This window comes from Microbacterium sp. Ag1 (genome assembly GCF_001005635.1).
GTDB classification, from domain to species: domain Bacteria; phylum Actinomycetota; class Actinomycetes; order Actinomycetales; family Microbacteriaceae; genus Microbacterium; species Microbacterium oxydans.
The window spans coordinates 86,671-113,186 of the sequence record NZ_LBCR01000030.1; the positions used below are offsets into that span (position 1 = coordinate 86,671).

The 26,516-nt window shown below is 67.3% G+C and carries 25 protein-coding genes and 1 pseudogene; 21 read left to right on the plus strand and 5 right to left on the minus strand.

From position 1 onward, the window contains the following. Positions 1–53: 53 nt before the first annotated feature. The 6 genes from AAY78_RS10630 to AAY78_RS10655 all read left to right on the plus strand — a co-directional run bounded on the left by AAY78_RS10630 (position 54) and on the right by AAY78_RS10655 (position 7,871). On the plus strand, positions 54–1,514 hold the full coding sequence (locus AAY78_RS10630; RefSeq protein ID WP_046748284.1) for an aspartate ammonia-lyase: 1,461 nt from the start codon (positions 54–56) through the stop codon (positions 1,512–1,514). Between the two features lie 167 nt (positions 1,515–1,681). Next, positions 1,682–2,947: an extracellular solute-binding protein gene (locus AAY78_RS10635; RefSeq protein ID WP_046748285.1), complete on the plus strand. Its 1,266-nt coding sequence runs from the start codon at positions 1,682–1,684 to the stop codon at positions 2,945–2,947. A 4-nt stretch (positions 2,948–2,951) separates the two neighbouring features. After that, a complete protein-coding gene (locus AAY78_RS10640; protein WP_046748286.1) occupies positions 2,952–3,902 on the plus strand; it encodes a carbohydrate ABC transporter permease in 951 nt (316 codons plus the stop codon). A gap of 4 nt (positions 3,903–3,906) precedes the next feature. Next, the gene (locus tag AAY78_RS10645) at positions 3,907–4,800 is read left to right on the plus strand and encodes a carbohydrate ABC transporter permease (protein WP_046748287.1); all 894 of its coding nucleotides are present in this window, start codon (positions 3,907–3,909) and stop codon (positions 4,798–4,800) included. Positions 4,801–4,845: 45 nt separating this feature from the next. Beyond that, positions 4,846–6,684, plus strand: coding sequence for a glycoside hydrolase family 3 protein (locus tag AAY78_RS10650; protein ID WP_046748288.1), 1,839 nt, complete (start codon positions 4,846–4,848; stop codon positions 6,682–6,684). A 53-nt stretch (positions 6,685–6,737) separates the two neighbouring features. Beyond that, positions 6,738–7,871 (plus strand): LacI family DNA-binding transcriptional regulator, encoded by a 1,134-nt coding sequence (locus AAY78_RS10655; protein WP_046748289.1) that lies wholly within the window; start codon positions 6,738–6,740, stop codon positions 7,869–7,871. A gap of 18 nt (positions 7,872–7,889) precedes the next feature. On the opposite strand, the gene AAY78_RS10660 is transcribed toward AAY78_RS10655, so the two are convergent. Then, positions 7,890–8,759 carry a fumarylacetoacetate hydrolase family protein gene (locus AAY78_RS10660; protein ID WP_046748290.1) on the minus strand — a complete coding sequence of 290 codons (870 nt, stop codon included), beginning with the start codon at positions 8,757–8,759 and terminating at the stop codon, positions 7,890–7,892. A gap of 202 nt (positions 8,760–8,961) precedes the next feature. Between AAY78_RS10660 and AAY78_RS10665 the strand changes: the two genes are divergently transcribed. From AAY78_RS10665 to AAY78_RS10680, 4 genes are all read left to right on the plus strand, one after another. After that, positions 8,962–10,164, plus strand: a complete 1,203-nt coding sequence (locus AAY78_RS10665; RefSeq protein WP_046748291.1) for a PrsW family intramembrane metalloprotease — start codon at positions 8,962–8,964, stop codon at positions 10,162–10,164. A gap of 49 nt (positions 10,165–10,213) precedes the next feature. Continuing rightward, complete coding sequence (locus AAY78_RS10670) at positions 10,214–10,894, plus strand: alpha/beta fold hydrolase (protein WP_046748292.1); 681 nt, start codon at positions 10,214–10,216, stop codon at positions 10,892–10,894. A gap of 218 nt (positions 10,895–11,112) precedes the next feature. After that, positions 11,113–11,481, plus strand: coding sequence for an FKBP-type peptidyl-prolyl cis-trans isomerase (locus tag AAY78_RS10675; RefSeq protein ID WP_046748293.1), 369 nt, complete (start codon positions 11,113–11,115; stop codon positions 11,479–11,481). A gap of 180 nt (positions 11,482–11,661) precedes the next feature. Beyond that, entirely contained in the window at positions 11,662–12,216 is a 555-nt protein-coding gene (locus tag AAY78_RS10680; RefSeq protein ID WP_045265072.1) for a YceI family protein, read from the plus strand. 32 nt (positions 12,217–12,248) lie between these two features. Here the strand turns inward: AAY78_RS10680 and AAY78_RS10685 are convergent, their stop codons facing one another. Then, on the minus strand, positions 12,249–13,541 hold the full coding sequence (locus AAY78_RS10685; RefSeq protein ID WP_046748294.1) for an MFS transporter: 1,293 nt from the start codon (positions 13,539–13,541) through the stop codon (positions 12,249–12,251). 236 nt (positions 13,542–13,777) lie between these two features. Here AAY78_RS10685 and AAY78_RS10690 point away from each other — a divergent pair, with 236 nt between their 5' ends. From AAY78_RS10690 to AAY78_RS10715, 6 genes and pseudogenes are all read left to right on the plus strand, one after another. Then, positions 13,778–14,545 (plus strand): CPBP family intramembrane glutamic endopeptidase, encoded by a 768-nt coding sequence (locus tag AAY78_RS10690; protein ID WP_231589703.1) that lies wholly within the window; start codon positions 13,778–13,780, stop codon positions 14,543–14,545. 10 nt (positions 14,546–14,555) lie between these two features. Continuing rightward, positions 14,556–15,389, plus strand: a complete 834-nt coding sequence (locus AAY78_RS10695) for a CPBP family intramembrane glutamic endopeptidase (protein ID WP_046748295.1) — start codon at positions 14,556–14,558, stop codon at positions 15,387–15,389. Positions 15,390–15,417: 28 nt separating this feature from the next. Continuing rightward, a pseudogene (locus AAY78_RS19535) lies at positions 15,418–16,031 on the plus strand (IS5 family transposase); the annotation flags it as partial. Between the two features lie 154 nt (positions 16,032–16,185). Next, positions 16,186–16,455: a 30S ribosomal protein S15 gene (gene rpsO / locus AAY78_RS10705; protein WP_017830938.1), complete on the plus strand. Its 270-nt coding sequence runs from the start codon at positions 16,186–16,188 to the stop codon at positions 16,453–16,455. Positions 16,456–16,624: 169 nt separating this feature from the next. Beyond that, entirely contained in the window at positions 16,625–17,494 is an 870-nt protein-coding gene (locus AAY78_RS10710) for a hypothetical protein (RefSeq protein ID WP_046748296.1), read from the plus strand. Continuing rightward, positions 17,487–17,816 carry a transcriptional regulator gene (locus AAY78_RS10715; protein ID WP_046748297.1) on the plus strand — a complete coding sequence of 110 codons (330 nt, stop codon included), beginning with the start codon at positions 17,487–17,489 and terminating at the stop codon, positions 17,814–17,816. Before AAY78_RS10710 ends, AAY78_RS10715 begins: the two co-directional genes overlap by 8 nt. A 6-nt stretch (positions 17,817–17,822) precedes the next feature. Here AAY78_RS10715 and AAY78_RS10720 read toward each other — a convergent pair whose 3' ends face one another. After that, positions 17,823–18,827 carry an isopenicillin N synthase family dioxygenase gene (locus tag AAY78_RS10720; protein ID WP_046748298.1) on the minus strand — a complete coding sequence of 335 codons (1,005 nt, stop codon included), beginning with the start codon at positions 18,825–18,827 and terminating at the stop codon, positions 17,823–17,825. A gap of 151 nt (positions 18,828–18,978) precedes the next feature. On the opposite strand from AAY78_RS10720, the gene efeU reads away from it, so the two are divergent. Genes efeU through efeB form a run of 3 tightly spaced genes read left to right on the plus strand, consistent with a single transcriptional unit; the run spans position 18,979 to position 22,494 of the window. After that, entirely contained in the window at positions 18,979–19,923 is a 945-nt protein-coding gene (gene efeU, locus AAY78_RS10725) for an iron uptake transporter permease EfeU (protein WP_046748299.1), read from the plus strand. After that, positions 19,920–21,152 (plus strand): iron uptake system protein EfeO, encoded by a 1,233-nt coding sequence (gene efeO / locus AAY78_RS10730; protein ID WP_046748300.1) that lies wholly within the window; start codon positions 19,920–19,922, stop codon positions 21,150–21,152. Before efeU ends, efeO begins: the two co-directional genes overlap by 4 nt. A 37-nt stretch (positions 21,153–21,189) precedes the next feature. Beyond that, on the plus strand, positions 21,190–22,494 hold the full coding sequence (efeB, locus tag AAY78_RS10735) for an iron uptake transporter deferrochelatase/peroxidase subunit (protein ID WP_171010954.1): 1,305 nt from the start codon (positions 21,190–21,192) through the stop codon (positions 22,492–22,494). A 4-nt stretch (positions 22,495–22,498) separates the two neighbouring features. On the opposite strand, the gene AAY78_RS10740 is transcribed toward efeB, so the two are convergent. Next, positions 22,499–23,374 carry a serine hydrolase domain-containing protein gene (locus tag AAY78_RS10740; RefSeq protein WP_046748301.1) on the minus strand — a complete coding sequence of 292 codons (876 nt, stop codon included), beginning with the start codon at positions 23,372–23,374 and terminating at the stop codon, positions 22,499–22,501. A 10-nt stretch (positions 23,375–23,384) separates the two neighbouring features. Then, entirely contained in the window at positions 23,385–24,527 is a 1,143-nt protein-coding gene (locus AAY78_RS10745) for an acyltransferase family protein (protein ID WP_046748302.1), read from the minus strand. Positions 24,528–24,637: 110 nt separating this feature from the next. Between AAY78_RS10745 and AAY78_RS10750 the strand changes: the two genes are divergently transcribed. Together AAY78_RS10750 and AAY78_RS10755 are read left to right on the plus strand one after the other, a co-directional pair. Beyond that, positions 24,638–25,864 carry an LLM class flavin-dependent oxidoreductase gene (locus AAY78_RS10750; protein ID WP_046748303.1) on the plus strand — a complete coding sequence of 409 codons (1,227 nt, stop codon included), beginning with the start codon at positions 24,638–24,640 and terminating at the stop codon, positions 25,862–25,864. A 1-nt stretch (position 25,865) separates the two neighbouring features. Then, the gene (locus AAY78_RS10755) at positions 25,866–26,510 is read left to right on the plus strand and encodes an FMN reductase (RefSeq protein WP_046748304.1); all 645 of its coding nucleotides are present in this window, start codon (positions 25,866–25,868) and stop codon (positions 26,508–26,510) included. The last annotated feature ends 6 nt before the right edge of the window (positions 26,511–26,516 follow it).

Consider the following 26,516-nt stretch of genomic DNA (forward strand, 5'->3'; position numbering starts at 1 on the left):
ACTGAGGGGCATCCCCCACCCTTCTCACCCGCCACGACCCACGAGGATGTGACATGGCTTCTGCCGCGCCTACCCTGACCCGTACCGAGACCGATTCGCTCGGGAGCATGGAGATTCCCGTCGACGCGTACTGGGGGATCCATACCGCCCGCGCCGACGCGAACTTCCCGATCACGAAGCGGCCGATCTCCGTGTACCCCGACCTCGTGGTCGGTCTCGCGATGGTCAAGCAGGCGAGCGCGCGTGCGAACCGGGAGATCGGCGTGCTCGATCCGGAGCGGGCTGATCTGATCGATCGCGCAGCGCAGCGCGTGATCGACGGCGAGTTCCATGAGCAGTTCACGGTCGGCGTCATCCAGGGTGGTGCCGGAACCTCGACGAACATGAACGCGAACGAGGTCATCACCAACATCGCGCTCGAGATGGCCGGTCACGAGAAGGGCGACTATGCCTTCCTCTCGCCGATCGACCACACGAACCGCAGCCAGTCCACGAACGACGTGTACCCGACCGCGGTGAAGATCGGCCTCTCGCTGACCCTGCGCTCACTGCTCGAGGAGCTCGACCTGCTGCGGCTGTCCTTCCTGGGCAAGTCGCGCGAATTCCACGATGTGCTGAAGGTCGGTCGCACCCAGCTCCAGGACGCCGTGCCCATGACGCTGGGGCAGGAGTTCAACGGTTTCGCCACGACCCTCGGGTACGACCACACGCGACTCACCGAGAACGCGTCCCTCATGTTCGAGATCAACATGGGCGCGACGGCGATCGGTACGGGGATCACGACCCACCCGGGGTACGCACCCGCCGTCCTCAAGCACCTGCGTGAGATCACCGGTCTCGACCTGCGCACGGCCGGCGACCTCGTCGAGGCCACCAGCGACACCGGGTCGTTCATGTCGTTCTCCTCGACGCTGAAGCGCAACGCGATGAAGCTCTCGAAGATCTGCAACGACCTCCGTCTGCTCTCGTCCGGACCGCAGGCGGGTCTCGGAGAGATCAACCTCCCCGCCATGCAGGCGGGCTCGAGCATCATGCCAGGCAAGGTCAACCCGGTCATCCCGGAGGTCGTGAACCAGGTGGCGTTCGCGGTCGCCGGCGCCGACATGACCGTGACGATGGCGGCAGAGGCAGGACAGTTGCAGCTGAACGCCTTCGAGCCGGTGATCGCGCACTCGATCTTCCAGTCGATCACCTGGATGCGTCAGGCGATGTGGACCCTGCGCGTGAACTGCGTCGACGGCATCACCGCCAACCGTGACCGCCTCGGCGCCATGGTGGGGGCATCCGTTGGCGTCATCACAGCCCTCACGCCCTTCATCGGCTACGCGGCGGCTGCCGCTCTGGCGAAGACGGCGCTGCTGACCAACCGCAGCGTTGCCGACCTCGTGGTCGAAGCCGGTCTGATGTCTCGCGAAGAGGTCGTCAAGCAGCTGTCGCCGGCACGTCTCTCCGGCCTCGAGACGATCACGGCGGCGATCCCGGTGGTGGCGTCGGAAGACCTGATCGAGATCTGACCCCTCCTCTTCCAGCGGCCCCGACGGATTCTCGTCGGGGCCGCTCGTCGTCTGCCGTGCATCGGAGTCCTCACGAGGGGTTGCCCGCCAGGAATCTATGCGCTTAAATTATCTGTGACGCGTGTTTAAGCGCATAGATTCAGAACCTGCGATTCAAGGAGGAAGACGTGAAGTTCACGAGTGTTCTGGGAGGCGTGGCGGCTCTGGCTGCGGCATCGCTCCTGCTGAGCGGTTGCGGCCGGGCCGACGACGCGGCCTCCGGGCCGGACGAGGTCACGTCCATCGAGGACGGGCCGGCGACCGGCACGATCTCGATCTGGGCGATGGGCGCGGAGGGCGAAGCCCTTCCCGACTTCGTGAAGGCCTTCCAGAAGGACAATCCCGACGTCAAGATCGACGTCACGCCGATCCCCTGGGACGCGGCTCACAACAAGATCCAGACGGCGATCGCCGGGGGAAACACCCCCGATATCGCGATGATGGGGTCCACGTGGATGGCCGACTTCGGCGATGCCTTCGCCACGGTCCCGGAGCAGATCTCCACCGATGACTTCTTCGAGGGTGCGCTGGGCACGACGGAGATCGGCGAGCGCGCGGCCGGGGTGCCCTGGTACGTCGACACCCGGGTGCTCTACTACCGCACCGACATCGCCGAGAAAGCCGGCTGGACAGAGGCGCCCACCACCTGGGAGGACCTCACACGGATGGCCGCAGACATGCAGAGCAAGGGTGGATCGACGTGGGGCATGAGGCTGCCCGCGGGCAACGACTCCTTCCAGGGAGCGATGTGGATGCCGTGGTCCGCTGGTGCCGAACTCACCGATGGTGATGCGTGGACGCTCGACACCCCGGAGATGGCCGAGGGGTTGGAGTACTACCAGAGCTTCTTCACCGATGGCATCGCCGATCCGAACGTCGACACGTCGCCCGGATCGACCGAGGCGGAGTTCGTCGACGGCTCCGCGCCGATGGTGGTCGAAGGGCCTTTCCTGCGCGGACAGCTCGAAGCCGTCGGCGGTGAGGGCTTCGCCGACAAGTATGCGACCGCCGTGCTGCCGGCCGCGGAGGGCTCGGTGTCCTTCAGCGGTGGGGCGAACCTGGTCGTCTTCAAGGACAGCGACAACGCGTCCTCATCCTGGAAGCTCGTCGACTGGTTGAGCCAGCCGGAGACCCAAGCGGCGTTCTTCGAGGCGACAGGTGATCTGCCGGCGTCCCAGGCCGCGTGGGATGAGACGGCGGTGGCCGACGACGCGAGTCTCGCCACGTTCGGCACGCAGCTCGAGACGGCGAAGGCGCCACCGGTCACCACCAGCTGGGTGAAGGTCGCCGCGAAGGGCGATCAGGCACTGGAGGCCCTGCGGCGCGGGACCGGCGACGTGTCGTCGGTCCTCGAGACGCTCCAGGGCGAAGCGGACGCCATCGGGCTGGACTGACTCGATGTCCGTATCCACCACCCCTGCTGCGGGGACCGTTCGCGGTTCCCGCAGCGCGGGGGATCAGACGCTGGGCGTCCGGTCGCGACGCAGGCAGGCGCTCGTCGCCTGGGGCTTCGCCCTTCCTTTCGTCATCGTGTTCGCCGTCTTCATGCTGTTCCCGATCGTCGGATCGTTCGCAATGTCGTTCACCGACTTCACCGCCCGCGACATCAGTTCCCCGTTCGCGGTGAATTTCGTGGGACTGCAGCAGTTCTTCACGCTGTTCTCCGACTCGCGGTTCCTGACCTCGTTGGGCGTGACCGGCATCTTCGTCCTGGTCGGCATCCCGATCACGATGATCGTCGCCCTCGCCCTCGCGCTCGCCCTCAACAGCGGGAAGGGGCGCATCGTCTCCGTCTTCCGCGTGGGCTTCTACGCACCCGTCGTGACCAGCATCGTCGCGATATCCGTCGTCTGGCGTTACATCCTGCAACCGGAAGGCCTGCTCAACTCCGCTCTCGCCCTCATCGGCATCGACGGGCCCAACTGGCTCAATGACCCCTCGTTCGCATTGCCGTCGCTCATCATGATGGCGGTCTGGCGCAACGTCGGCACACTGATGGTGATCTTCCTGGCCGGTCTGCAGGCGGTGCCGGAGGATGTCAACGAAGCGGCCACGATGGACGGCGCCTCTGCATGGCGGCGCCTGATCTCCGTGACGCTGCCGCTGCTGCGACCCACCCTGCTCCTGGGCGCCGTCCTCATCTCGGTCGGCTATCTCCAGTTCTTCGAGGAGGCGTTCGTGATGACGAAGGGCGGCCCTCTCGACTCGACGCTGTCCGTGGCGTTCTACACCTATCAGCAGTTCGGATTCGGCGAGTACGGACTGGCATCCGCGGCGAGCTACGTGCTGTTCCTCGCGATCGCACTGATCAGCCTGCTGCAGTTCCGACTGCTCCGTTCGAAGGACTGACGTCATGACGACACCGACGACGGCTCCCCCCGCCGATTCCGCCGAGCTTCCGCAGCGGACGCGCCGGCGCCCACGCGCCGGGCACAACAAGGGCAGGATCCTCACCTACTCGGTCCTGGCCGTCGGGCTCGTGCTGTGGCTCATCCCGTTCGTATGGATGCTGCTCGGCTCCGTCAAGACGCAGGGCGAGATCCTGCGCCGGCCTCCGACGTGGTGGCCCGAGACTCCGACCGGTGAGAACTTCGCCGCATGGTTCGGCCCGCTGGACTTCGGCCACTTCTTCGCCAACAGCCTCATCGTCGCCGTGGCGACCGTGCTGGGCAACATGGTGTTCTGCTCGATGGTCGGCTACGCACTGGCCAAGATGGAGTTCCCGGGGAAGAAGGCGCTGTTCGCGCTCGTCATGGTCACCCTCATGGTTCCCGGCGTGGTGACGTTCGTGCCGTTGTTCGTGATGGTCTCCAGGCTCGGACTGGTGAACACCTTCCCCGGCCTCATCCTGCCCTTCCTCACCGCACCTATCGGCGTCTTCCTGATGCGCCAGTTCATGCTGGGCATCCCGGATCCGCTGCTGGAGGCCGCTCGTCTCGACGGAGCAGGGGAGTGGCGGATCTTCGCGCGCATCGTGATGCCGCTGTGCGGGCCGCCGCTCGCCACCCTCGGCATCCTCACGTTCCTCTCGTCATGGAACAACTTCCTCTGGCCGCTGGTGGCGGCTCAGACCCAGGACATGTACACCCTTCCGGTGGCGCTGTCGCTGTACTCGACCGGTCAGAACGCCACGGACTACGGCCTGCTGCTGGCGGGGTCGGTTCTGGTGATCACGCCGATCCTCCTGCTGTTCGTGTTCCTGCAGCGCTGGTTCATCCGTGGCGTCGCCACGACCGGGCTGAAGTAGGCGACAGCGCTCTCGACCTTCTCCGCCGACAGAAAGAAACGACAGATGAAACCGCACGTCTCCACCTCGAGCGATGGCGTCGCCTATCGCGACCTCAACGGCAACGGCGTCATGGATCCCTACGAGGATCCGCGCCTTCCCGCGACGGAGCGTACCGAAGACCTGGTCTCTCGACTCTCACTCCACGAGAAGATCGGTCTGATGTTCCAGACCGTCATCGAGATCGGGCCGGAGGGGGAGCTGCTGGAGACGCCGGGTGCCATCTCGAAGTCCCCGACATCCGAGGTGGTGCTCCGCAAGCACCTCAGCCACTTCAACGTGCATGCCATGCGCACGGCACGCGAGGGCGCCCATTGGAACAATGCGTTGCAGCGGCTCGCCGAGGACACGCCACACGGTGTCCCTGTCACGATCAGCACGGACCCACGTCACGCCTTCGTGGAGAACACCGGCGTCGCCTTCTCGGCTGGTCCGTTCTCACAGTGGCCGGAGGCGATGGGGCTGGCGGCGATCGACGACCTCGAACTGATCCGACGCTTCGCGGACACGGCACGGCAGGAGTATCTGGCTGTCGGAATCAGGGCGGCGCTGCATCCGCAGATCGACCTGCCGACCGAGGCTCGGTGGGGCCGGCAGGCGCAGACCTTCGGTTACGACGCCGACCGTGTCGCCGAGATCACCGCCGCGTACCTCGACGGGTTCCAGGGGGCGGACCTCGGTCCCTCGAGCGTCGCGTGCACGACGAAGCACTTCCCCGGCGGCGGACCGCAGCTCGACGGGGAGGACCCGCACTTCCCCTACGGCCGGGAGCAGGTCTATCCCGGCGGGCGATTCGAGGAGCACCTCAAGCCTTTCGTCGAAGCGATCCGTCGCGGCACCGCCGGCATGATGCCGTACTACGGGATGCCGGTCGGCCTGGCGCGCAATGGTGAGCACATCGCCGAGATCGGCTTCGGTTACAACCGACAGATCATCACCGAGCTGCTGCGCGAGGAGCTCGGCTATGACGGCGTCGTCGTCACCGACTGGGAGCTGGTCAATGACAACCACGTCGGGGATCAGGTGCTCCCTGCCAGAGCATGGGGGGTGGAGCACCTCACGCCGATCGAGCGGATGCGGATGCTGCTGGATGCCGGCGTCGACCAGTTCGGGGGAGAGGAGTGCGTCGAGCTGCTCCGCGAACTCGTCGAGAGCGGCGCGGTTCCGGAGGCACGCATCGACGTGTCGGTGCGGCGGATCCTGCTCGTGAAGTTCCGATTGGGACTCTTCGATGATCCGTACGTCGACGAGGACGAGGCCGAACGCATCGTCGGATCCGCGACGTTCCGCGAAGAGGGGTTCCGGGCACAGGCGGAATCCGTCACCGTGCTGGAGAACCGCGATGGCACGCTGCCGCTGTTCGCCGGTGAGCGTCCCCGCGTGTATGCGGAGGGCGTGAGCGACGGCGCACTGCGGGAGTTCGCGGAACCGGTGCTCGGTCCCGAGGATGCCGACCTCGCGATCGTGCGCATCGGAGCGCCCTTCGAGCCCAGGGACGATCTCTTCCTCGAGCGCTGGTTCCACCAGGGGTCCCTCGAGTTCCCGCCGGGACTCGTCGTCCGCCTCCGACGCATCGCGGCGGACTGCCCGCTCGTTCTGGTCGTCACCCTCGACCGTCCGGGGATACTCACACCGTTCGTGCCGTTCGCGTCGGCACTAGCCGTGGAGTTCGGCAGCTCGGATGAGGCGGTCCTCGCGGCGCTGAGCGGATCCATCCCTCCGCGGGGCACGCTCCCGGTGGAGATCCCGAGCTCCATGGACGCGGTGCGCCGTGCACGGCCTGATATGGCGGGGGACACGGTCGATCCGCTGTACCCGTTGCGCAGCGGACTCACCCTGCGCTGACTCCCCGACGTCGGCGGGGCCGTCAGTAGAATCGCCCAGAGAGCGAGGTGCCCATGGCGATCAGCCGCCCCACCGTCTACGACGTCGCCGAACGAGCCGGCGTGTCGATCGCGACCGTATCCTTCGCCTTCCGCCGGCCCGAGAAGGTCCGTCCGGAGACCAGGGAGTCGGTGCTGCAGGCGGCGAGGGAGATCGGATACCTCCCCAGCGGATCCGCGCGCAACCTGGCCAGGGGGAAGACCGGCGTGCTCGGTCTTCACCTGTTCGACATGCTCCTCGACGGTCGACCGGGTGGCACGTCGCCGCAGAACCCGGGCGTCGGTGAGACGAGGGTCGACCTGAACACCCTCGATCTCGACGCCGCGCCGGTGCCCTGGGATGAGGCGGAGGACCGACGGCTCAGCGAACCGCAGACGTTCCCGCTGTACGTCGACGAGGTGCAGCGAGGCTTCGTGCTCGAGTGCAAAAGGAACGGTCGGGCGGTGCTGCTGAGCAACGGCGGCACCGATCTGCCGGACGTCGCCGACACGGCTGGACGCGTCGACGGGCTGGCGGTGCTGCCGGGGCGTTCGGCTACGGCATCACTCGCATCGGTTGCCGCCAACCTGCCGGTCGTCGTGCTCAGCAGCGAGGCGGGGGAAGGGCACCGAGTGCTCGTCGACAACGCCGGCGGTGAGCGGATGCTGATCGACCACCTCGTCGACCGGCACGGCGTGTCCTCGCTCGGTTGGGTCGGCGCCCACCTCTCGCACGACTATGCGGAGCGGATGGACGCGTTCTTCCAGATCATCGCGGACCGCGGGGAAGGCGTGACCGGTGAGCTGTTCGACGAGGTCGACGTCGAGGCGTCTCCGGACTTCCGCACGGTGATCGACCGTGCCCGTGCCGGCACTCTCCCCGATGCCCTTGTCTGCGCGAGCGACCAGGTCGCCATCGCGCTCATCGGTGTGCTGCGCGCCGAAGGTGTGGAGGCGCCCCGAGATGTGCTCATCGCCGGGTTCGACGGCATCCTCGCGGCGCGCACGTCGACTCCGACGCTCACGACGATCCGCCAGCCGATGGAACTCATGGGACGGGTCGCTGCCCATCTGCTGCTCACCGACCCGGGCGACGGCTCGACGCCGCCGCGCACCGTGCGCCTCGGTGTCGGCCTCCAGACCGGACAGAGCTGCGGCTGCACGAGCTGAGTCGTGTTGCGCGGTGGCTCAGTCGGTGATCCGGCAGTGCGTGGTCAACTCGCCGATGCCGTCGATGCCGACGGTCACGGTGGAGTGGTCGCGGAGGAAGATCTGCGGGTCGCGTGAGTATCCGGCACCGCCGGGGCTGCCGGTCGAGATCAGGGTGCCGGGGAGCAGCGTGAGCGACTGCGAGAGGTGGGCGATGAGCTTCGCGACCGACCGGACCATCTGGTCGGTGCTCGCGTCCTGCACGGTGTGGCCGTCCACGACGGTCCAGATGTGGAGGTCCTGCGGGTCTGCCACCTCGTCGGCGGTCACGGCGAAGGGCCCGGTCGGAGTGAATCCGTCGAACGACTTGCAGCGGGACCACTGCGCCTCGGAGAACTGGATGTTCCTGGCCGTGATGTCGTTCACCACCGTGTAGCCCCAGACGTGAGTCAGGGCATCGGCCTCGGCGACGTCCTTGGCGGGGGTGCCGATGAGCACGCCGAGCTCGGCTTCGTAGTCGACGGCTTCGCTCAGAGCGCGCGGCCACGACGTGGTCTGGTCGTGACCGGTGAGCGAGTTCGGCCACAGCGTGAAGACCGTCGGCGCGGCGTCCGTCTTCAACCCCAGCTCGCTCGAGTGGGCGGCGTAGTTGAGGCCGACGGCCAGCACTGCGGGGGGAGTGAGCACCGCGGAGTCGAAGGCCCACCCGTCGAGCGGGTGCCGCGGGGCTGAGCCGTTCTCCAGGGCCCCGCGAAGAGCGTCGAGAGCCGAATCTCCTCCCTCGATCAGCTGCTGCAGGGTGGCAGGAGGGTCTGTCAGGAGGTCAGAGACGAGAATGGCGTCCGATCCCTCGACCACGGCGAGAGCCGCGTGGGGGGAGTCAGGACGGCGCAGGTGAGCGAACCGCATGCTCCTACGCTACCGGGTGGGTGCAGGTAGCCGGGTGGAGGGCGTCGCCATATCCGGACCATCGACGTTGTGCCCATAAGCTTTGCCTATGAGTTCCGGAGGACCGACCCAGCCGCAGCAGCCCTCGCCGTATGCTCCTCCGCCCGCGTCGCAGCCGACGTCCGGACCGACACCGCCGCCTCCCTACTCACCCGCTTATCCCGTGGCCTCGACGCCGCCGACCGCTGCGAGGAGGTCTGTCGCGGGCTACGCCTCTCCTCTCGCGCAGCCGACTCCGTACACGCCGCCGGCTCCGGTCGCCCCATCGCCAGCGGAGTCGCTTCCCGCTCTGCCCGTGCCGACGAGGAAGGGCCGCACGATATCGCTCTGGCTCTTCGGCGTGCTCGGTTTCCTGCTGATCGCGCTCGTGGGCTACTTCGTGTGGGCGCTCGGATCCTTCGCCTCCGTGGTCGGTCTGGTCCTCGCGCTCATCCCGCTCACGATCGTGTTCCTCGGCGTCCGGCTGATCGATCGCTGGGAGCCCGAGCCCAAGCGGCTCGTCGCGTTCGCGATCGCCTGGGGTGCGGTGGCCGCGGTCGGGCTCACGCTGCTGGTCGACACGGCGCTCACGCTCCTGCTCGGCATCCGGTCTGAGGAGTTCGGTGCTGTCGTGCAGGCACCTGTCGTGGAGGAGCTCTGGAAGGGCCTCGGCGTCTTCCTCATCTTCCTGCTCGCCCGTCGGGCGTTCGACGGTCCTGTCGACGGCATCGTCTACGGAGCCCTGGTCGGTGCGGGCTTTGCCTTCACCGAGAACATCCAGTACTTCGGAGTGAGCTTGATCGAGGGCGGGGGAGAGCAGCTGACCGTGACCTTCGTCGTGCGCGGACTCCTCTCGCCCTTCGCTCACGCCATGTTCACCGCGATCACCGGTTTCGCGATCGGCATGGTCGCTCGTCGCCACGGCTCGGCGCGGGCTGCGGCCGGAGCCGGAGCACTGGGTCTGGTCGGAGCGATCCTGCTGCACGCGCTCTGGAACGGGTCAGCGACCTTCGCGGACTTCTTCGGGCTCTACTTCACTCTCCAGGTGCCGCTGTTCATCGGTTTCATCCTGGGCATCGTCGCGCTGCGACGGGAGGAGGCGCGACTCACGAGAGCCCGCCTGGAGGACTACGCCGCAGCGGGGTGGTTCACCCCGGAGGAAGTCACGATGCTGGCCACACCCGGCGGACGCAAGGTGGGTCTCGCGTGGGCATCCCAGCTGCGCGGCGACCGGCGTCCGCTGATGCGGGCGTTCATCAAGGACGCGACCGAGCTCGCCTCCGTCCGGCAGCGGGCTATCACGGGACGCGACCCGATGGCCGTCAACGACGAGCGTGCGCTGCTGATCCGCACCAGGGCCACGAGGGCGGCTCTCCTGGCCTACTGACGTGCGGCCGCGGCCGGCGTACTCTTCTGGCAAGGAAGGGCGGTGGCGGATGAGGACGTACGTCGTGATCCACGGCGGTGGTGACGTCGGCTGGTCGTGGCATCTCGTGGCAGCCGAGCTGCGCAGGCGTGGTCACGCGGTGTTCGCCCCTGACCTGCCCGCCGACGACGACACCCTCACGCTCGAGGACTATGCCGAAGCGGTCGTGGACATCGTCGGTGCACGCCGGGAGGTGACGGTCGTCGGGCACTCCTTCGGGGCGTTCACCGCGCCCCTGGTCGCGGCACAGCTCGCCGCCGATGAGCTCGTCCTGTTCGCTGGCATGATCCCCACGCCGGACGAGTCCCCGAGTCAGTGGTGGGAGAACTCCGGGTACACGGTCGCTTCCGCGTCCCGATCCGCGCAGGACGGAGGGCTGACCGGCAATGAGGATCCGCTCGTCAGCTTCTACAACGGCGTCCCGCGCGCGCTTGCAGAGGAGGCATTGCGGCGCGAGCGCGCGCACCCGTCGCAGGAGGCGATGGAGCGGCCGTGGCCGCTTCGGGAGTGGCCCGACGTGTCGACGCGAGTGGTGGTGTTCTCGGACGACCGCTTCTTCCCCTCCGGGTTCCTGCGCGACCTGGCTGCGACCCGCCTCGGGCTGACCGTGGATGAACTCCCGGGTGGTCACTGCGCGATGCTGAGCCACCCCGTGGAGATCGCAGACCTGCTGTGCGGAGACGCCGGGTGACCGCGGAGCGCAGGCCTGTGGCAAGACTCAGCGCCCGGTGCTGCGGCGATGCCTGCGAGTCTCCCGGGCGCTGAGTTGATCTGTAAACAGGGTGCACCCGGCCCCGCGCGAGTGTCAAGAGCTTCTTCCCCCGGCGCCTCGATGAAGTTGCGAGGTGTTCGCTGTGAGCAGGTGTCGGTGCGTTGACCCGGTCCATCGCGCTCGGGTTTGATGGACGTATGACTGATCGCACAAAGCCTGAGTTCGACGCCCCCACCGGCCCTGCGCCCGCGGACCTCGTCATCCGCGACATCATCGAGGGTGACGGTGCCGAGGCGAAGCCCGGCGACACCGTCACCGTGCACTATGCGGGGGTCGAGTTCGACTCCGGCGAAGAGTTCGACTCCTCCTGGGGTCGTGGTGAGACCATCCAGTTCCCGCTGCGGGGTCTCATCCAGGGCTGGCAGGACGGCATCCCCGGCATGAAGGTGGGTGGCCGCCGCGAGCTGATCATCCCGCCGCACCTGGCCTACGGCCCCGTCGGCGGAGGCCACTTCCTCTCCGGCAAGACCCTGATCTTCATCATCGATCTCGTCGCCGTCGGCTGATCCGGGCTCGCTCAACGAGGCGCCCCGCTCCTTCGGGAGAGGGGCGCCTCGTGCTGTTCGGGAAAAGTTTCTTCATTCAGGGGAATACATGCTTCTGAATGTAAGTTGTCACAGTGGTCGCGGTGAACGCGGCCCCTGTCCCTTGCCGCAGCTGCGGCTGACGTCTCCAGAGGAGAAGCAATGACCAGCATCGACATCCCCGGCTACCGTCCCGGCACCTGGGTCCTGGACCCCTCGCACAGCGAGGTCACCTTCAGTGTCCGTCACATGATGATCTCGAAGGTGCGTGGCACCTTCGGCGTCAAGAGCGCCACCCTGATTGCTCCGGAGAACCCTCTCGAGGCCAAGGTCGAGGCATCCGTCGACGTCACGTCGGTCGACACCAAGGATGAGGGCCGCGACCAGCACCTCCGTTCCGCCGACTTCTTCGACACCGAGAACTTCCCGACCATGGAGTTCGTCTCGACCGGCGCACGCGCCGAGGGCGGCGACCTGTTCGTGGACGGCGACCTCACCATCCGCGGCATCACGAAGCCGGTGACCTTCGAGCTCGACTTCGGCGGATTCGGCAGCGACCCGTGGGGCAACTACAAGGCCGGCGCATCCGCCAAGACGGTCATCAACCGCGAGGACTTCGGCCTGACCTGGAACGCTGCGCTCGAGACCGGCGGCGTTCTCGTCGGCAAGGACGTGACCATCAGCCTCGACCTCCAGGGCGCGCTGCAGCAGGACTGACGCGTCGGATAGAGACCGGAACCCCGGGCCCGTCAGGGCTCGGGGTTCTCTGCGTCGTAGTCGTGGAAACGACGGCTGCGGCGGGCGAGCGTCGCCACCAGAGCGATCACCAGGAAGCCGCCGAGCATGGGCGGGAACCAGAGGCTCGTCAGTGTCGCGAGCGTCCCCGCGTACAGCGCCCCGACGCGGGGGCCGCCGGCGACGACGACGACGAAGAGTCCCTGGAGGCGTCCGCGCATCGCGTCGGGCACGGCGGCCTGCATCATCGTGTTGCGGTAGATCGAGCTGACGTTGTCGGAGGCGCCGGAGAGCGCCAGTGCGATGCACGCGGCGATGATGAGGCCCAAGTTCGGCACAGCCTCGCTCGCAGGGGCGGAGAGCGCGCCGATGAGCAGCACGGCGCCGAAGAGCAGGATCGATCCGCCGTAAGCCTCGACGGCTCTCGCGATCCCTCGACCGTGCCAGCGGTACTGCACGACGCGGCCGGAGAACAGACTCGAGGTGAAGGTCCCGACGGCGACCGCGGCCGTCAGGATGCCGGTGGTCAGTGCACCGCCGCCGAGGAGAACCGTGCCGAGCGCCGGGAACAGCACGAGCGGCTGTCCGAACGTCATCGCGATGATGTCGATGATGTACTGCATGCGGATGTTGCCGGCCTTGCGGAGGAACCGCCAGCCGTCGACCAGAGACTCCAGCCCGGGGCGGACGGCCTCGCCCTCCGGGCGCAACGCCGGCAGCGTCCACAGCCCGAGGAACATCGACAGCATCAGCACCACGTCGATCGTGTAGGTCCATCCGTAGCCGGTGAGGGCCACGAGGAGGCCCGCCAGCGCGGGACCCGCCATGACGGTGAGCCCGAAGGCGACGCCGTTGAGTGCCGATGCCGCGGCGAGTTTTTCCCGCGGGATGAGACGCGGGACGATCGCGGTGCGCGTCGCCATGCCCACGGAGTTGGCGGCCGAGTTGATCATGCTCAGGGCGTACAGCCACCAGATCGTCTCCGTGCCCGTCCAGGTGAGCGCGGCCAGGAGCGCTGTGGAGGCGAAGGTGACGGTGGCGGCGATGAGGGCTACCCGGCGCCTGTCGAACGCGTCGGCGAGCATCCCGCCGTACAGGCCGGCGAGGATCATGGGTACCAGTCCGGCGACGGCGATCATGGACACGGCGAAGGTGTTCTGCGTGAGCTCGAACACGTGCAGCATGACCGTCACGATGGTGAGCTGGCCGCCGATGCCCGCCAGGGTCGAGCCGATCCACATCCGGGCGAATGCGGGGCTGGATGCGAGAGGGGAGAGGTCGATCAGATGACCGCGTCTGGGGGTCACGCTTCGGACTGCTTCTGCACGGTTCGAGACTAGGGCGTGTCTGACAATATGAGCCAGGCGAAGACAGCGTCGAGGGCTACAGAGTGGCTCGCGGCGCCGTTGGTCTAAGTTGCATTGACGCTGAGCCGAAAGGCGGTGAAGATTGCTCGGCCTTCGTCCTGCACGATCTTGCGGGATACCGGCTGCGGTGCGTAGAAGTCATGTGTTCGAAACGGGGCTCTGCCAGGATGTGGGTTATGACTGAGACTCTGAAGGTGCGTCCTCGGGTCTGGATCGGCCTCGCCATCTACATCGGCTACGTCGCGGTCGTGTTCCTCGTGCAGCAGTTGAGCGGTGTGCCGTACACCGAGCTCGGCGAGAGTGGCGGCAACCTGTTCCTCGGGGCAGGCCTCTCGCTGATCGTCGCCGCGATCCTGCTGGCGATCACGACGACGCTCCTGGGCTGGTGGCGGCCCGCGCTCCGCGAGCAGAAGCGTAGCGTTCGGTGGCCGATCATCGCGCCGATCATCATGGTCGTCGCGCTCCTCATCAATCTCGCCTCCACCGACTGGGCCTCCTATGACGGGGCGTTCTTCGCGGCGTCCATCGTGTTGATCCTCGTCGGCTTCACCGAAGAGCTCACCACTCGCGGTCTGCTTCTCACGTCCCTGCGCAGCACGCTCAGCGAGGGGTGGGTGTGGTTCCTCACCTCTGCACTGTTCGCACTCATGCACCTCATCAACGCCGCATCCGGCCAGGCGCTCCTCGCGACTGTGCAGCAGGTAGCCTTCGCGTTCCTCGGCGGCACCATCTTCTACATCGTGCGCCGGACGACCGGCACGCTCATCTGGGCAATGGTCCTGCACGGCCTCTGGGACTTCTCGACGTTCGCCGTGTTGCACGGTACTCCTGGTCCCTTTGCCGGGTTCGGCTCCATCGTCTACCTGGGCGCGGGCGTGCTCGCCCTGATCTTCGTCCCGTTCGTCATCCGCGGCGCGAACGAGAAGATCGGCGCACGTGCATAACGAGTCAGCGGTGACATCCGGGCGCCCGCGGAGCATCTGGCTCGCCCTCGCCGCGGTCGTCGTATACGTCCTCCTCGCCGCTGGCCTCGGCAGTCTGCTGAGCGGACTCGCAAGCGACGATCAGGAACTTGCACAGTTCTCGCTCGGCCACTTCATACCACTCGCCATCGCGATCATTGGTCTGCTTCTGTTCCTGCGCTGGGCGAGCTGGGGTGAAGATGTATGGCGGGAGCGTCCGACTCCATCACTCACGCCGAAGCGCTGGTGGTTGGTCTCGATACCCGTCCTCGTGGTGCTGCTGCCTATCAGCCAACTTGGCGACATCCCTTGGGCATCTCGTCCTATCGGATACGTTCTCGTGATCGCGGCAGGCACCCTGATGGTCGGGTTCGGTGAGGAGCTGCTCATCCGTGGGGTCCTGCTCACGGCGTTGCGCGCGCGTCACGGTGAGCTCGTCACCCTTCTCGGGACCAGCCTCGTGTTCGCGCTCGCGCACATCCCCGGCAGCATCATCGCCGGCGCCTCGCTCGCCACCATCGCGTTCCAGGTGTCTTTCCTCGCCGCGGCCGGTGCCGCCTACTATTGGGTGCGCCGCGTCACCGGACGACTCTGGGTCGCCATGCTCGCCCACGCCTTCACCGACTGGGTGCTGTACCTCGCGTCGGGTGCAGGAACACCAGGCGCGTCCATGCCGCAGGCCCACTCCTCGGAGAGCCCGGATCCCTTCCAGGTCACGTTCCAGATCCTGTTGCTCGTGGCGACCACCATCAGCATCATCAGCGTCATCCGAGAAGACCGACGCAAAACCGAGGCAAAGATCGCTCGGCCGCAGCTGCCGCACTAGTGGGCTGACGTGAGGCCCACCGACACCGAGACGCTCTGGTGAATCGCACATGTGGGATGACCTGCTGGCGAAACTGACCGCGGCAGCAGACGCGGTGGGGTTGGTCGACTGGTCGTGGTCGGTGGACTCCACCATCGCTCGCGCTCACGGGATCGGCCGCTCCCGGGGCGGGTTATCGACGAAGATCCATCAGCTCGTTGACGGCAACGGTATTCCTCTCGTCCCCCTGATCACTCCGGGGCAGGCAGGTGACTCACCCATGCTGCTGCCGTTGATGAGGCAGTTGTGTGTCGCGCGTGACGTCGGTCGCCCGCGCACTCGACCGGAGGCGGTCCGCGGTGACAAGGCGTACTCGTCCCGCGCGATCCGTAGCCACCTCCGCGCCCGCGGTATCAAGGCCGTCATCCCCGAGCCTGATGACAGAAAGGGCACCGCAAGCGTCGAGGACCACGCGGCGGCAGACCCATCGGACTCGATGCCGTCGATTACAGGAACCGCAACGTGATCGAGCGCAACCACGCCCGTTTGAAACAATGGCGAGGCCTCGCGACCCGCGTCGACGAACACGCGGTGAACTACCGCGCGGCCGTCCGCCTCAACACCGTCATCGTATGGACTGGAGCTCTGTCAGACACGCCCTAGTCGACCACCGCCGACATCCCTTCGGTGCCCGTGTCACCCGAGCGAGCCGACGACTGGTAGACTCGTCAGGTTGCCGTTTGATCGGCCGCGGATAAAGAGAGCCCACGCATCAGGCGTCGGGCGCCGCGCAACAAGCTGAAAGGGGATCGAATCTATGGCACTGGAAGCAGACGTCAAGAAGGCGATCATCGAAGAGTACGCGACGCACCCCGGTGACACCGGATCCCCCGAGGTGCAGGTCGCGATGCTGACGCAGCGCATCAAGGACCTCACCGAGCACCTGAAGGAGCACAAGCACGACCACCACTCGCGTCGTGGTCTGTTCCTGCTCGTGGGTCAGCGCCGTCGTCTGCTCGGCTACCTCCAGGACATCGACATCGCGCGCTACCGCTCGCTGATCGAGCGTCTCGGACTTCGCCGCTAAGGCACCGCGACCCTGCGTTCAATCGCGCAGAACATTCTTGAGAAGGCCGTCCCACGGTGTGGGGCGGCCTTCGTCGTGCCCGCGTGCGTAGCGGTGCCGGTTGCGACCCGCCTGACTTTCCGATAGGAAAGTCATAGAGCTTTCCACCTGGAAAGCGGGGGAGGTCCTCATGGAGCAGAAGCCGATCGAAGGTCAGGACGCTCTGGTGCCACCGGACCCGGAGACCGCTCGGCGCTACCTCGAGACGGTGGAGGCGGTGGTAGACCGCCGTGACCGTGCCGTCGACCGACGCGCTCTCGCCCGACTGCAGATCGGCAACGCCGTGGTCATGGCGGCGTTTTTCGTCGCCTTCGCGCTCGTCCTCCGGCAGGACGACGTGCTGGCGTCGCAGATCGTGCTGTTCATTCTCCTGGTCTGGGGGCAGCTGTCCACCGGGATGGCGCAGCGCACGGGTATGCAGTGGCGGATGACGCGCTCGCGGTGGCCGCTGTTGGTCGGCGGCGCAATGATCGTCATCGGTGCCTTCGTGGTGTTCGGGTTCGCTGCTCTGGATACGCGACTTCCCGTCGGGGTGGTGCTCATCCCGGCAGCCATCGTGCTCGTCGGAGTCGGAGGGCATGGCGTCGTGCAGCTCATACGGGCTGCGGGTGACCCGCGTCGTCCGCGTCCGGCTCCCCGGCCGCTGCCGCGTCGGCTTCGTTGGGGCACCGTGCTCGTCGGCATCGCGTTCGCCGTGCTGACGGTGCTCGCGGGATCGCCGGACGACGTGTTGAGGAGTGTCATCACCCTGCTCGTGATGCTGTGCCTCGTGGCGTGGATCGCGGCCTCCGCCTCCGACCTCGGTCTCCCCGCTGTCGGCGCGTCATGGCGTTGGCCGCACCTCACCGTCTTCTTCGTCGCCGCCTGTATACCCGTGGGCATCGTCCTGGGATCCGGAGTGCTCGACAACGCGGGACTCGCCGGCATGTGCGCCGGAGTTGGCGTGACCGCGTCCTTCGTGGCTGTCTCCTTCGTCGCGGGGCACGGCGAACGTGCGTGAGTCCGCCTCCGTCCCGCACCCGCGCACGCGGCTGGACGACAACTTCGCCTCGCCGATCCGGTTCTCCCTCATGGCCGGACTGGGCGACGGGATGGAGCTCGACTTCTCAGCCCTGCGGGAGATGCTGCAGTGCGGCGACTCGCCCCTGAGCAAGGCGATCGCGCACCTGCAGGCCGCCGGGTATGTGGTCGCGCGCAAAGGCACGGTCGGGGGGCGCTCGCGCACCTGGGTGCGTCCGACGAAGGCGGGGCGTGATGCCTTCGCCGCGCACCTTCAGGCACTGCGCGAGATCGTCGCCCTCAGCGGTGGGGTGGAACTGTGACGTCCCTCAGGCGGTCGCGCCGACGAGGTCGGGGTGATGGATCGCCGCGACATCGGGGTGCGCCCGAAGCCGAGACTTGAGCGCGTTCTCGCCGTAGGTCGCATGGATCGGATTGCCGGGATCCTCGGTGACTCCGGTCGCTTGCGCAGCGAGGTCAGCGGGGAGCTCGAGCAGTGGCAGCTGCTGATCGAGCGCGGGGTTGAAGAAGAACGGGATCGAGATGCGCTCCTCCGGCGTCCGCGGTGAGATCACACGGTGGTTCGTGGCCTTGAGGTATCCGCCGGTGGCGTACTCCAGCAGCTCGCCGATGTTGACGACGAAGGCGCCGGGCACCGGGGGAGCAGAGACCCACTCGCCGTCACGCTCGACCTGGAGTCCGCCCTTGCCGGGCTCGACCCACAGCAGCGTCAGCACACCGGAATCCTTGTGCGCTCCGACGCCCTGCTGCGGTTCCGGCTCGTCCGTGCCCGGGTATCGCACGATCTTGATCAGAGTCGACGGATCGCGGAACGGCTCGTCGAAGTAGGTCTCGTCTGCGCCGAGAGTGACAGCCCAGGCGCGAAGAAGCTTGCGCGCGATCTCGGTCAGGGTGTCGTGCCACTCCGTGACGATCTCCTTCAGCTCCGGCTGGGCTGCGGGCCAGAGGTTGGGGCCGGTGAGCCGGTTGAAGGCGGGGCCGCCGTCGACGGGTTCGCGCTCGGGGCCGATGTCGATCTGCTCGCGCCAGTCGACCTTCCCCTGCGTCCGCTCGCCGCCCACTCGGGTGTACCCGCGGAAATGCGGGCTGTTCACGTTCTCGATCGCGAGCTTGTCCTCTTCGGGCAGGGCGAAGAAGTCGAGCGCCGCCTGATGGAGCCGGGCCTCGAGCTCGGAGGAGATCCCGGTGCCGGTGAGGTAGAAGAAGCCGACGTCGTGCGTCGCGGCCCGCAGCTCTTCACGGAATCGTGCGGCGGCGTCGGGGCCTTCGTCGAGCTGGGAGAGGTCGAGGACGGGGAGCGAGAGTTCAGCCATGGACCGAGGCTACGTCGCCTGGACGGGGAGGGTGCCCTGTGTTGCAATCCATTACTTCCCGCCGTCGGGGTTCGGAGCACGTCGATCGCGGTGCTAGAGTCATCCTTCGGTAAGGGCCGCCTTACCTCAGTCACCGCAGAGAGTGTTTTCCGTGCTCGCCACTTTTCTCATCGGGCTCCGCGAGGGTCTCGAAGCCGCGCTCGTCGTCGGTATCCTCGTCGCCTACCTCCGTCGTCTCGGCCGGAAGGATGCCCTCCCGAAGATGTGGGCAGGAGTCGGTCTCGCTATCGTCCTGGCGCTCGGCATCGGAGCTGTGCTCACATTCGGTGCCTACGAACTGACGTTCCAGGCGCAGGAGCTGATCGGCGGAGGTCTCTCGCTGCTCGCCGTGGCCATGGTGACCTGGATGATCTTCTGGATGCAGCGCGCTGGTCGCAGCATGAAGGCCACGCTGGAGGGCGGTATCGATCGCGCCCTCACCGCCGGTGGGCTCTGGGCCCTGATCGCCATCGGCTTCGTGTCGGTCGCGCGCGAGGGTATCGAGACCACGCTGTTGCTGTGGTCGATGGTCCAGTCCTTCGGAGACGCCCCCTCGGCGCTGCTGGGCGCGCTGCTCGGACTGATCGCTGCCGTGATCATCGGCTGGCTGATCTCTCGCGGCGCGCTGCGACTCGATCTCCGCCGCTTCTTCGCCTGGACGGGGGGCTTCCTGGTGATCGTGGCCGCCGGTGTCCTCGCTTACGCGCTCATGGACCTCCAAGAGGCCGGAGCGCTCCCTGGCCCGTTCACCGCTCTGGCCCCGATCGATGCGGTGACCGGGGGCGTGGCCGTCGGATGGGCGGCCTTCCCCTTCGGCTGGGCATTCGACGTGTCGGCGACGATCGCCCCGGGCGGCCCGCTCGCCTCGATCCTGCAGGCGACCATCGGATTCATGCCGGCGATGACCTGGTTGCAGGTCGTCGCCTGGGTCCTCTACATCTCCGTCGTCGGATGGCTGTACATCCGCGGCCTCCGCTCGAGCCGCGCGGCGAAGCCGCAGAGCCCGACGGAGCCCTCATCGACATCTCCCTCCCTCTCACCTCAAGGAGCAGCATGACCACCTCGCACCGGATCTTGGGGGTGCTGGCCGCCACCGGCGCCGCGGCGCTCGTCCTCAGCGGCTGCGTCGCGAAGAGCGATGCACAGGCCACGGCGGCGTTCGACGTCTCGTCGACCGACAGCGACTGCGCCGTGTCGGCGTCGACAGCCGAGAGCGGGACTCTCACCTTCGACGTCAAGAACGACACCGGTCAGGTGACGGAGTTCTACCTTCTCGCCGAGGACGGGCTCCGCATCGTGGGTGAGGTCGAGAACATCGCACCGGCAGCATCGCGCACGTTGACCGTGGTCGCCCAGCCGGGCGACTATTTCACCCTCTGCAAGCCGGGCATGGTCGGCGACGGCGTCGGGAAGACGGCGTTCACCGTCACCGGGGACCGTGTCGCGGTCGACGGGCCCGATGCCGAGCAGAAGCAGAAGGCCGTCGATCTCTACGGTGCCTTCGTCAAGGATCAGGTCGGTCAGCTCGTCCCCGCCGTCGAGGACTTCGTCGCCGCCTACGAGTCCGGCGACGACGAGACCGCCCGCACCCTGTTCCCGCAGACTCGCGCCTTCTACGAGCGCATCGAGCCGGTAGCCGAGGCGCTGGGCGACCTCGACCCGCGCATCGACTACCGCGAGGTCGACGCCGTGGCCGAGGGGCTGGACTGGACGGGCTTCCACCGCATCGAGAAGGATCTGTGGGTGCCTGCGCAGGACGCGCTGAACGCGGACGGTGAGACCCCTGCGTGGCAGGACTGGGCGCCGTCGACACCGGAAGAGCGTGCCGATTACGGCGACCTGCTGCTCGCCGACGTGCAGGAGCTGTACGACTACGTGCACTCCGACGACTTCACCACCGCGCTCGACGACCAGGGCATCGGCGGCATCTCCAACGGAGCGATCGCGTTGCTCGATGAGGTCGCGACCGGCAAGATCTCCGGCGAGGAGGACTGGTGGTCCGGCACGGATCTCTACGACTTCGCGGCAAACGTGGAGGGCTCCAAGATGGCGTTCTCGCTCGTGCAGGAGTTCGCCGCCGCACAGGGCGATCAAGGCAAGGAACTGGTCACCGAGATCGAGTCCGGCTACACCGCGCTCGAGGACTCGCTCGCGACCCACGGTTCGCTCGCAGCCGGATTCGTGGGTTACTCGGAGTTGACCGAGGCCGACAAGCGCGAGTTCACCGATCTGATCAACGCCCTGGCCGAGCCGCTGTCGCAGCTCACCAGCACGGTCCTCGACTGATCAGCGTCGAGTCGGCCCACCGGATACGATCACGGACGTGAACGAGTCAGAAGCGGATGCCGCGCACGGTGAATCGGCGTCGGGCGGGGCATCCACCCCGACCGGACTGAGCAGGCGCGGCCTTCTCGGGCTGGCCATCGGTGGCAGTGTCGCGGGGCTCGCTGTCGGGACCGGCGCCGGCCTCACCGGGGGAGTCGCACTGGGGCGCGCCAGGGCTGCCGATGACGCGCATTCGGCCTACGACTTCTTCGGAGAGCATCAGGCGGGCATCACCACTCCGGTGCAGGACCATCTGCACTTCGCCAGCTTCGACATGATGCCGCGCACCGACCGCGATGACCTGATCTCCCTGCTGCAGGACTGGTCGTATGCGGCGTCGCGCATGGCGCAAGGACTCGAGGTCAGCGCGACCGGCGCGGTCGGCGGACCGGCCGAGGCGCCTCCGGACGACACGGGAGAGGCGCTGGGGCTGCCCGCTGCAGGACTCACGATCACGTTCGGCTTCGGACCCGGTCTCTTCGAGAACGAGGACGGTGACCGGTACGGCATTGCCGCGCAACGGCCGGCGGGGCTGGAGCGTCTGCCCGCCTTCCTCGGCGACGACCTCGATCCTCAGACCTCTCACGGTGACCTCTGTGTCCAGGCCTGTGCCGACGACCCCCAGGTGGCGGTGCACGCCATCCGCAATCTCAGTCGCATCGCGTTCGGCCGCGCGCGCCTGCGCTGGTCGCAGCTCGGCTTCGGTAAGACGTCGCGCACCACGGCGATGCAGGCGACCCCGCGCAACCTCTTCGGATTCAAGGACGGCACCGCGAACATCCTCGCCGACGACACCGAGGCGCTGAGGGATCACGTCTGGGTCGCCGCGAAGGACGAGCCGGCGTGGCTGGCCGGTGGTTCCTATCTCGTGGCCCGGAAGATCGCGATGCTCATCGAGACGTGGGACCGGGTGCGGCTCTCCGAGCAGGACACGATCATCGGCCGCGACAAGGGTGAGGGTGCACCGCTCTCCGGCGGCGATGAGTTCACCGCTCCGGACTTCCACGGCAAGGCGATCGACGCCAACAGTCACGTGAGCCTCGCGCACCCGGAACACAACGACGGCATCCGCATCCTCCGCCGCGGCTACAACTACGTCGACGGCAACAACGAGCTCGGTCGTCTCGACGCCGGGCTGTTCTTCCTCTCGTATCAGCGCGACCCCGCGCAGTTCATCGCGTTGCAGCGGCGGTTGTCGACCGACCTCATGAACGAGTACATCCGCCATGTCGGTTCGGGTATCTGGGCGGTGCCGGCAGGCGCGAGCCCCGGTTCCTACGTGGGAGCCGCGCTGTTCTCCTGAGCGGTCACGGCTCGCGTGTGCTCGTGAGCGTCTCCACCGCGTACGCGGCGATGGCATCGGCGCCGAAGTGATCGTCGGCCGTGATCGTCACCACGGCATCGTCGAGGAAGATGAGCAGTTGGCCGTAGGCGCCGTGAAGTCTCCACGCCGGCCCGGGGCCGCCCCATCCTGCGAGGGCGTAGCGATCGTAGCCCGCGTTCTCGCCGGCGACCCGCCACTCCGTGTGCATCGCGTCGATCCATCCGGAAGAGATCAGTTGTCGGCCCTCCCACGCGCCGCGCTCCCTGATGAGCAGGCCGAGGCGCGCCAGCTCATCGGTGCGCAGGGGCAGGCCCCCTCCCGCAGCGATGCGACCCTGAGGGCTGCGCTCCCATTCCACGTCATCGATGCCGAGCGGGCGGAACAGTCGGGCGTCGAGGTATTCGCCCACATCTCCGACGCGTGCGCCAAGCGCGGCCATGGCGGTGTACGTGCTCGCGTTCGAGTACTGGAACGAGCGTCCGCCCGACGGGCGTCGCAGGAACTCGCGGGCCAGGTCCGGCCAGTCCGTCAGCAGCGTCTCGGACCACGGCAGATCGATCCCGCTGGTCATCGAGAGCAGATCCCGCAGCGTGACGTCCTCGACGCCATCTCCCAGCTCGAAGTCGGGGAGGTAGATGCCGACGGGCACGTCGAGCGACACCGCGCCCTCATCGGCTGCCATTCCCGCAGCCAGAACGCAGACACCTTTCGCGATGGAGTGGACGTCCTCCCGCACGTCGTCGGTCCAGCGATGTTCAGCGGACTCGGTGGCGATGCGGACGTGCAGCCCGTGAGCGCCGAACCCGGTCTCCTCGATGCGTTCGACGATGCGGTCTCGGACGGTCTGTGCGCGGCTCACGCCTTCGAGGCTATCGCCCTGGCTGGCGGGGGCGCCGCGAGCCCGTCGGGTCGTTCCGGCGCCCCTCCTTGGAGGCGAGCGCCGGGTCGGCGAACAGCCACCCTGGCCGGGGTTCCACCAGGGGGCGGAAGACCCATCTGATCGGCTTCGTCGCCAGCGCGAGGGCGATCAGCACCGACGACACGGTGACGAGGGGGAGCCAGATCCAGGTCGGCTCGAGGCTCTGCAGGATCCCGCTCTCGCGGAAGGGGTACAACACGAACGAATGCAGCAGGAACACGTACATCGTGTACTGGCCGAATGTCGTCCACCAGTGGGCGCCCCGCGGGATGAGGGCGAAGAAGGCGGCGCTGAGCACGACGGCGAGCATCATCAGGAGTATCCGCACCCCGCCGGCCCACCACTGCTCCCCGCCCAGATCGGCATAGGAGTCCTCGTAGAAGAGCCAGTGCCGCAGATCGGCCGCCTGCCACAGCGGAAGCCAGTTCCAGGCCGCCCAGCCGGCCAGTGCGAAGATCGCGACGGCGCCGCCGCGGATCCACCAGGGACGGAAGTCGAGGAGACGGAACCTGTCCACGATGTCGTGCTCGCGCAGCCACCAGCCCAGAGTGAAGAAGGGGAGGAGCCCCAGGGTGCGGGACAGCGAGAACGTGCTGTCGACGTTCGGCAGGTATCCCACGCCGACCGAGATCACCACTGTCCACAGCAGTGGCCACCGAAGCAGCGCGAGGTACGGGAGCACGAGCCGGAAGATCCCGAGTGCGAGGAGGAACCACAGCGTCCAGCTCGGCTTCGTGATGTTCGGATCGACCTGTCCCTCGACGAGCCACTTGGTGAGTGTCCACAGCGTCTCGAAGATGACGTAGGGGAGCAGGATGTCCGTGATCACCCTGGCCATCTGCGTCTTGGAGGGGGAGCCGGACTTCGAGAAGTAGCCGGAGATGATCGCGAACGCCGGCATGTGGAACGCGTACAGCGCCAGGTAGAACGCGAAGGCGATGTCGGAGTCGTACGTGAGGCGCTGAATCGCGTGACCGAGCACGACGAGCACGATGCAGACGTATCGTGCGTTGTCCCAGAACGGCACACGCCTCCGCCTGCGGGGGACCGATCCTGTGGTGGGCCCTGAGACGTCGGCGCCGGCACTGCTCATCGTTCGAGGCTACAGGCCGGGAATAAAGTTGATGTGAGCGCGTTGACACAGATACATTCAAATGAATAGAACGGGATGCGAGTCGTCCGGTTCGGAGACACGGAGCAATCATGAGCGAGCAGTCAGGCGCGCAGGCGATGCAGTTCGGCATCATGTCGGTCAGCGACATCACCCGCGATCCCACCACGGGAATCACCCCCAGCGAGCAGGAGCGCATCAAGGCGACGACGGCGATCGCCGTGCACGCCGAAGAGGTCGGACTCGACGTCTTCGCGATCGGCGAGCACCACAACCCGCCGTTCTGGTCCTCCAGCCCCACGACCTTCCTGGCGGCACTGGCCGCGCAGACCGAGCGCCTCATCGTCTCCACGTCGACGACGCTCATCACCACGAACGACCCTGTGCGCATCGCCGAGGAGTACGCGATGCTGCAGCACGTGTCCGACGGCCGCATGGACCTCATGCTCGGCCGCGGCAACACCGGCCCGGTGTACCCGTGGTTCGGGCAGGACATCCGTCAGGGTCTGCCGCTCGCGATCGAGAACTACGCCCTGCTGCACAAGCTGTGGCGTGAGGACGTCGTCGACTGGGAGGGCAAGTTCCGCACCCCGTTGCAGGGCTTCACCTCGACGCCCCGTCCGCTCGACGGCATCGCCCCGTTCGTGTGGCACGGCTCCATCCGCACCCCGGAGATCGCGGAGCAGGCCGCCTACTACGGAGACGGGTTCTTCGCGAACAACATCTTCTGGCCGAAGGAGCACTACCAGCGGCTCATCGAGCTGTACCGTCAGCGCTTCGAGCACTACGGCCACGGCACGCGCGAGCAGGCGATCGTGGGACTCGGCGGCCAGGTGTTCATGGCCGCGAAGTCGCAGGACGCGGTGAACCAGTTCCGCCCGTACTTCGACAACGCGCCCGTGTACGGTCACGGTCCGAGCATGGAGGACTTCACGGAGATGACCCCGCTGACGGTGGGCTCGCCGCAGCAGGTGATCGACCGCTACGCCGGCATGCGCGAGCACTATGGCGACTACCAGCGCCAGCTGTTCCTCATCGACCACGCTGGTCTGCCGTTGAAGACGGTCCTCGAGCAGCTCGACATCCTCGGTTCCGAGGTCGTCCCCGTGCTGCGCAAGGAGCTGGCGAAGGACCGCCCCGCATCCGTGCCGGACGCGCCGACCCATGCCGCGCGCGTCAAGGCCGAGTTCGGTGACGGGCCGACCCGTCAGGCGCGCCCTGGTGCGAACCGCGGAGACAACCTCACCGGGGACTCGCCCTACCAGGACACCCCGGCGCCCGCGGGTGCTGCCTTCGGACTCGGCCGGAAGGAGGCCTGACATGACCACGCGTCGTATCGCCGTCGTCTCGGCGGGATTGTCGAACCCGTCGTCCACCAGGATGCTCGCCGATCGCCTCGCGGCCGAGACCGTGAAAGCCCTCGCCGCACACGACATCGAGGCGAGCGTCGACGTGATCGAGCTGCGCGACTATGCGCACGACATCACGAACAACATGCTCACCGGCTTCGCGCCGCCGGCGCTCGAGACGGCGATCAACACCGTGGTCTCCGCCGATGCGCTGATCGCTGTGACGCCGATCTTCTCGACGAGCTACTCGGGCCTGTTCAAGTCGTTCATCGACGTGCTCGACCCGGACGCCCTCACCGGGAAGCCCGTGCTCATCGGGGCGAACGCGGGCACCGCCCGGCACTCGCTGGCGATCGACTATGCGATCCGCCCGCTGTTCGCGTACCTCCACGCCGAGGCCGTATCGACCGGAGTGTTCGCGGCATCAAGCGATTGGGGCGGCGCGGGCGACGACGTCGCTCCGCTCGCCAAGCGTGTGGAGAAGGGGGCGAAGGAGCTCGCGGAGGCGATCGCACGTCGTGGAGCCTCCGAGACAGTCGATCCCTACGACCCTGCCACGTACCTGGGTGAAGGGCGCTCGTTCGGCCACATGCTCGGCGGTCTGGCGGGCGAGTGAGTCGCG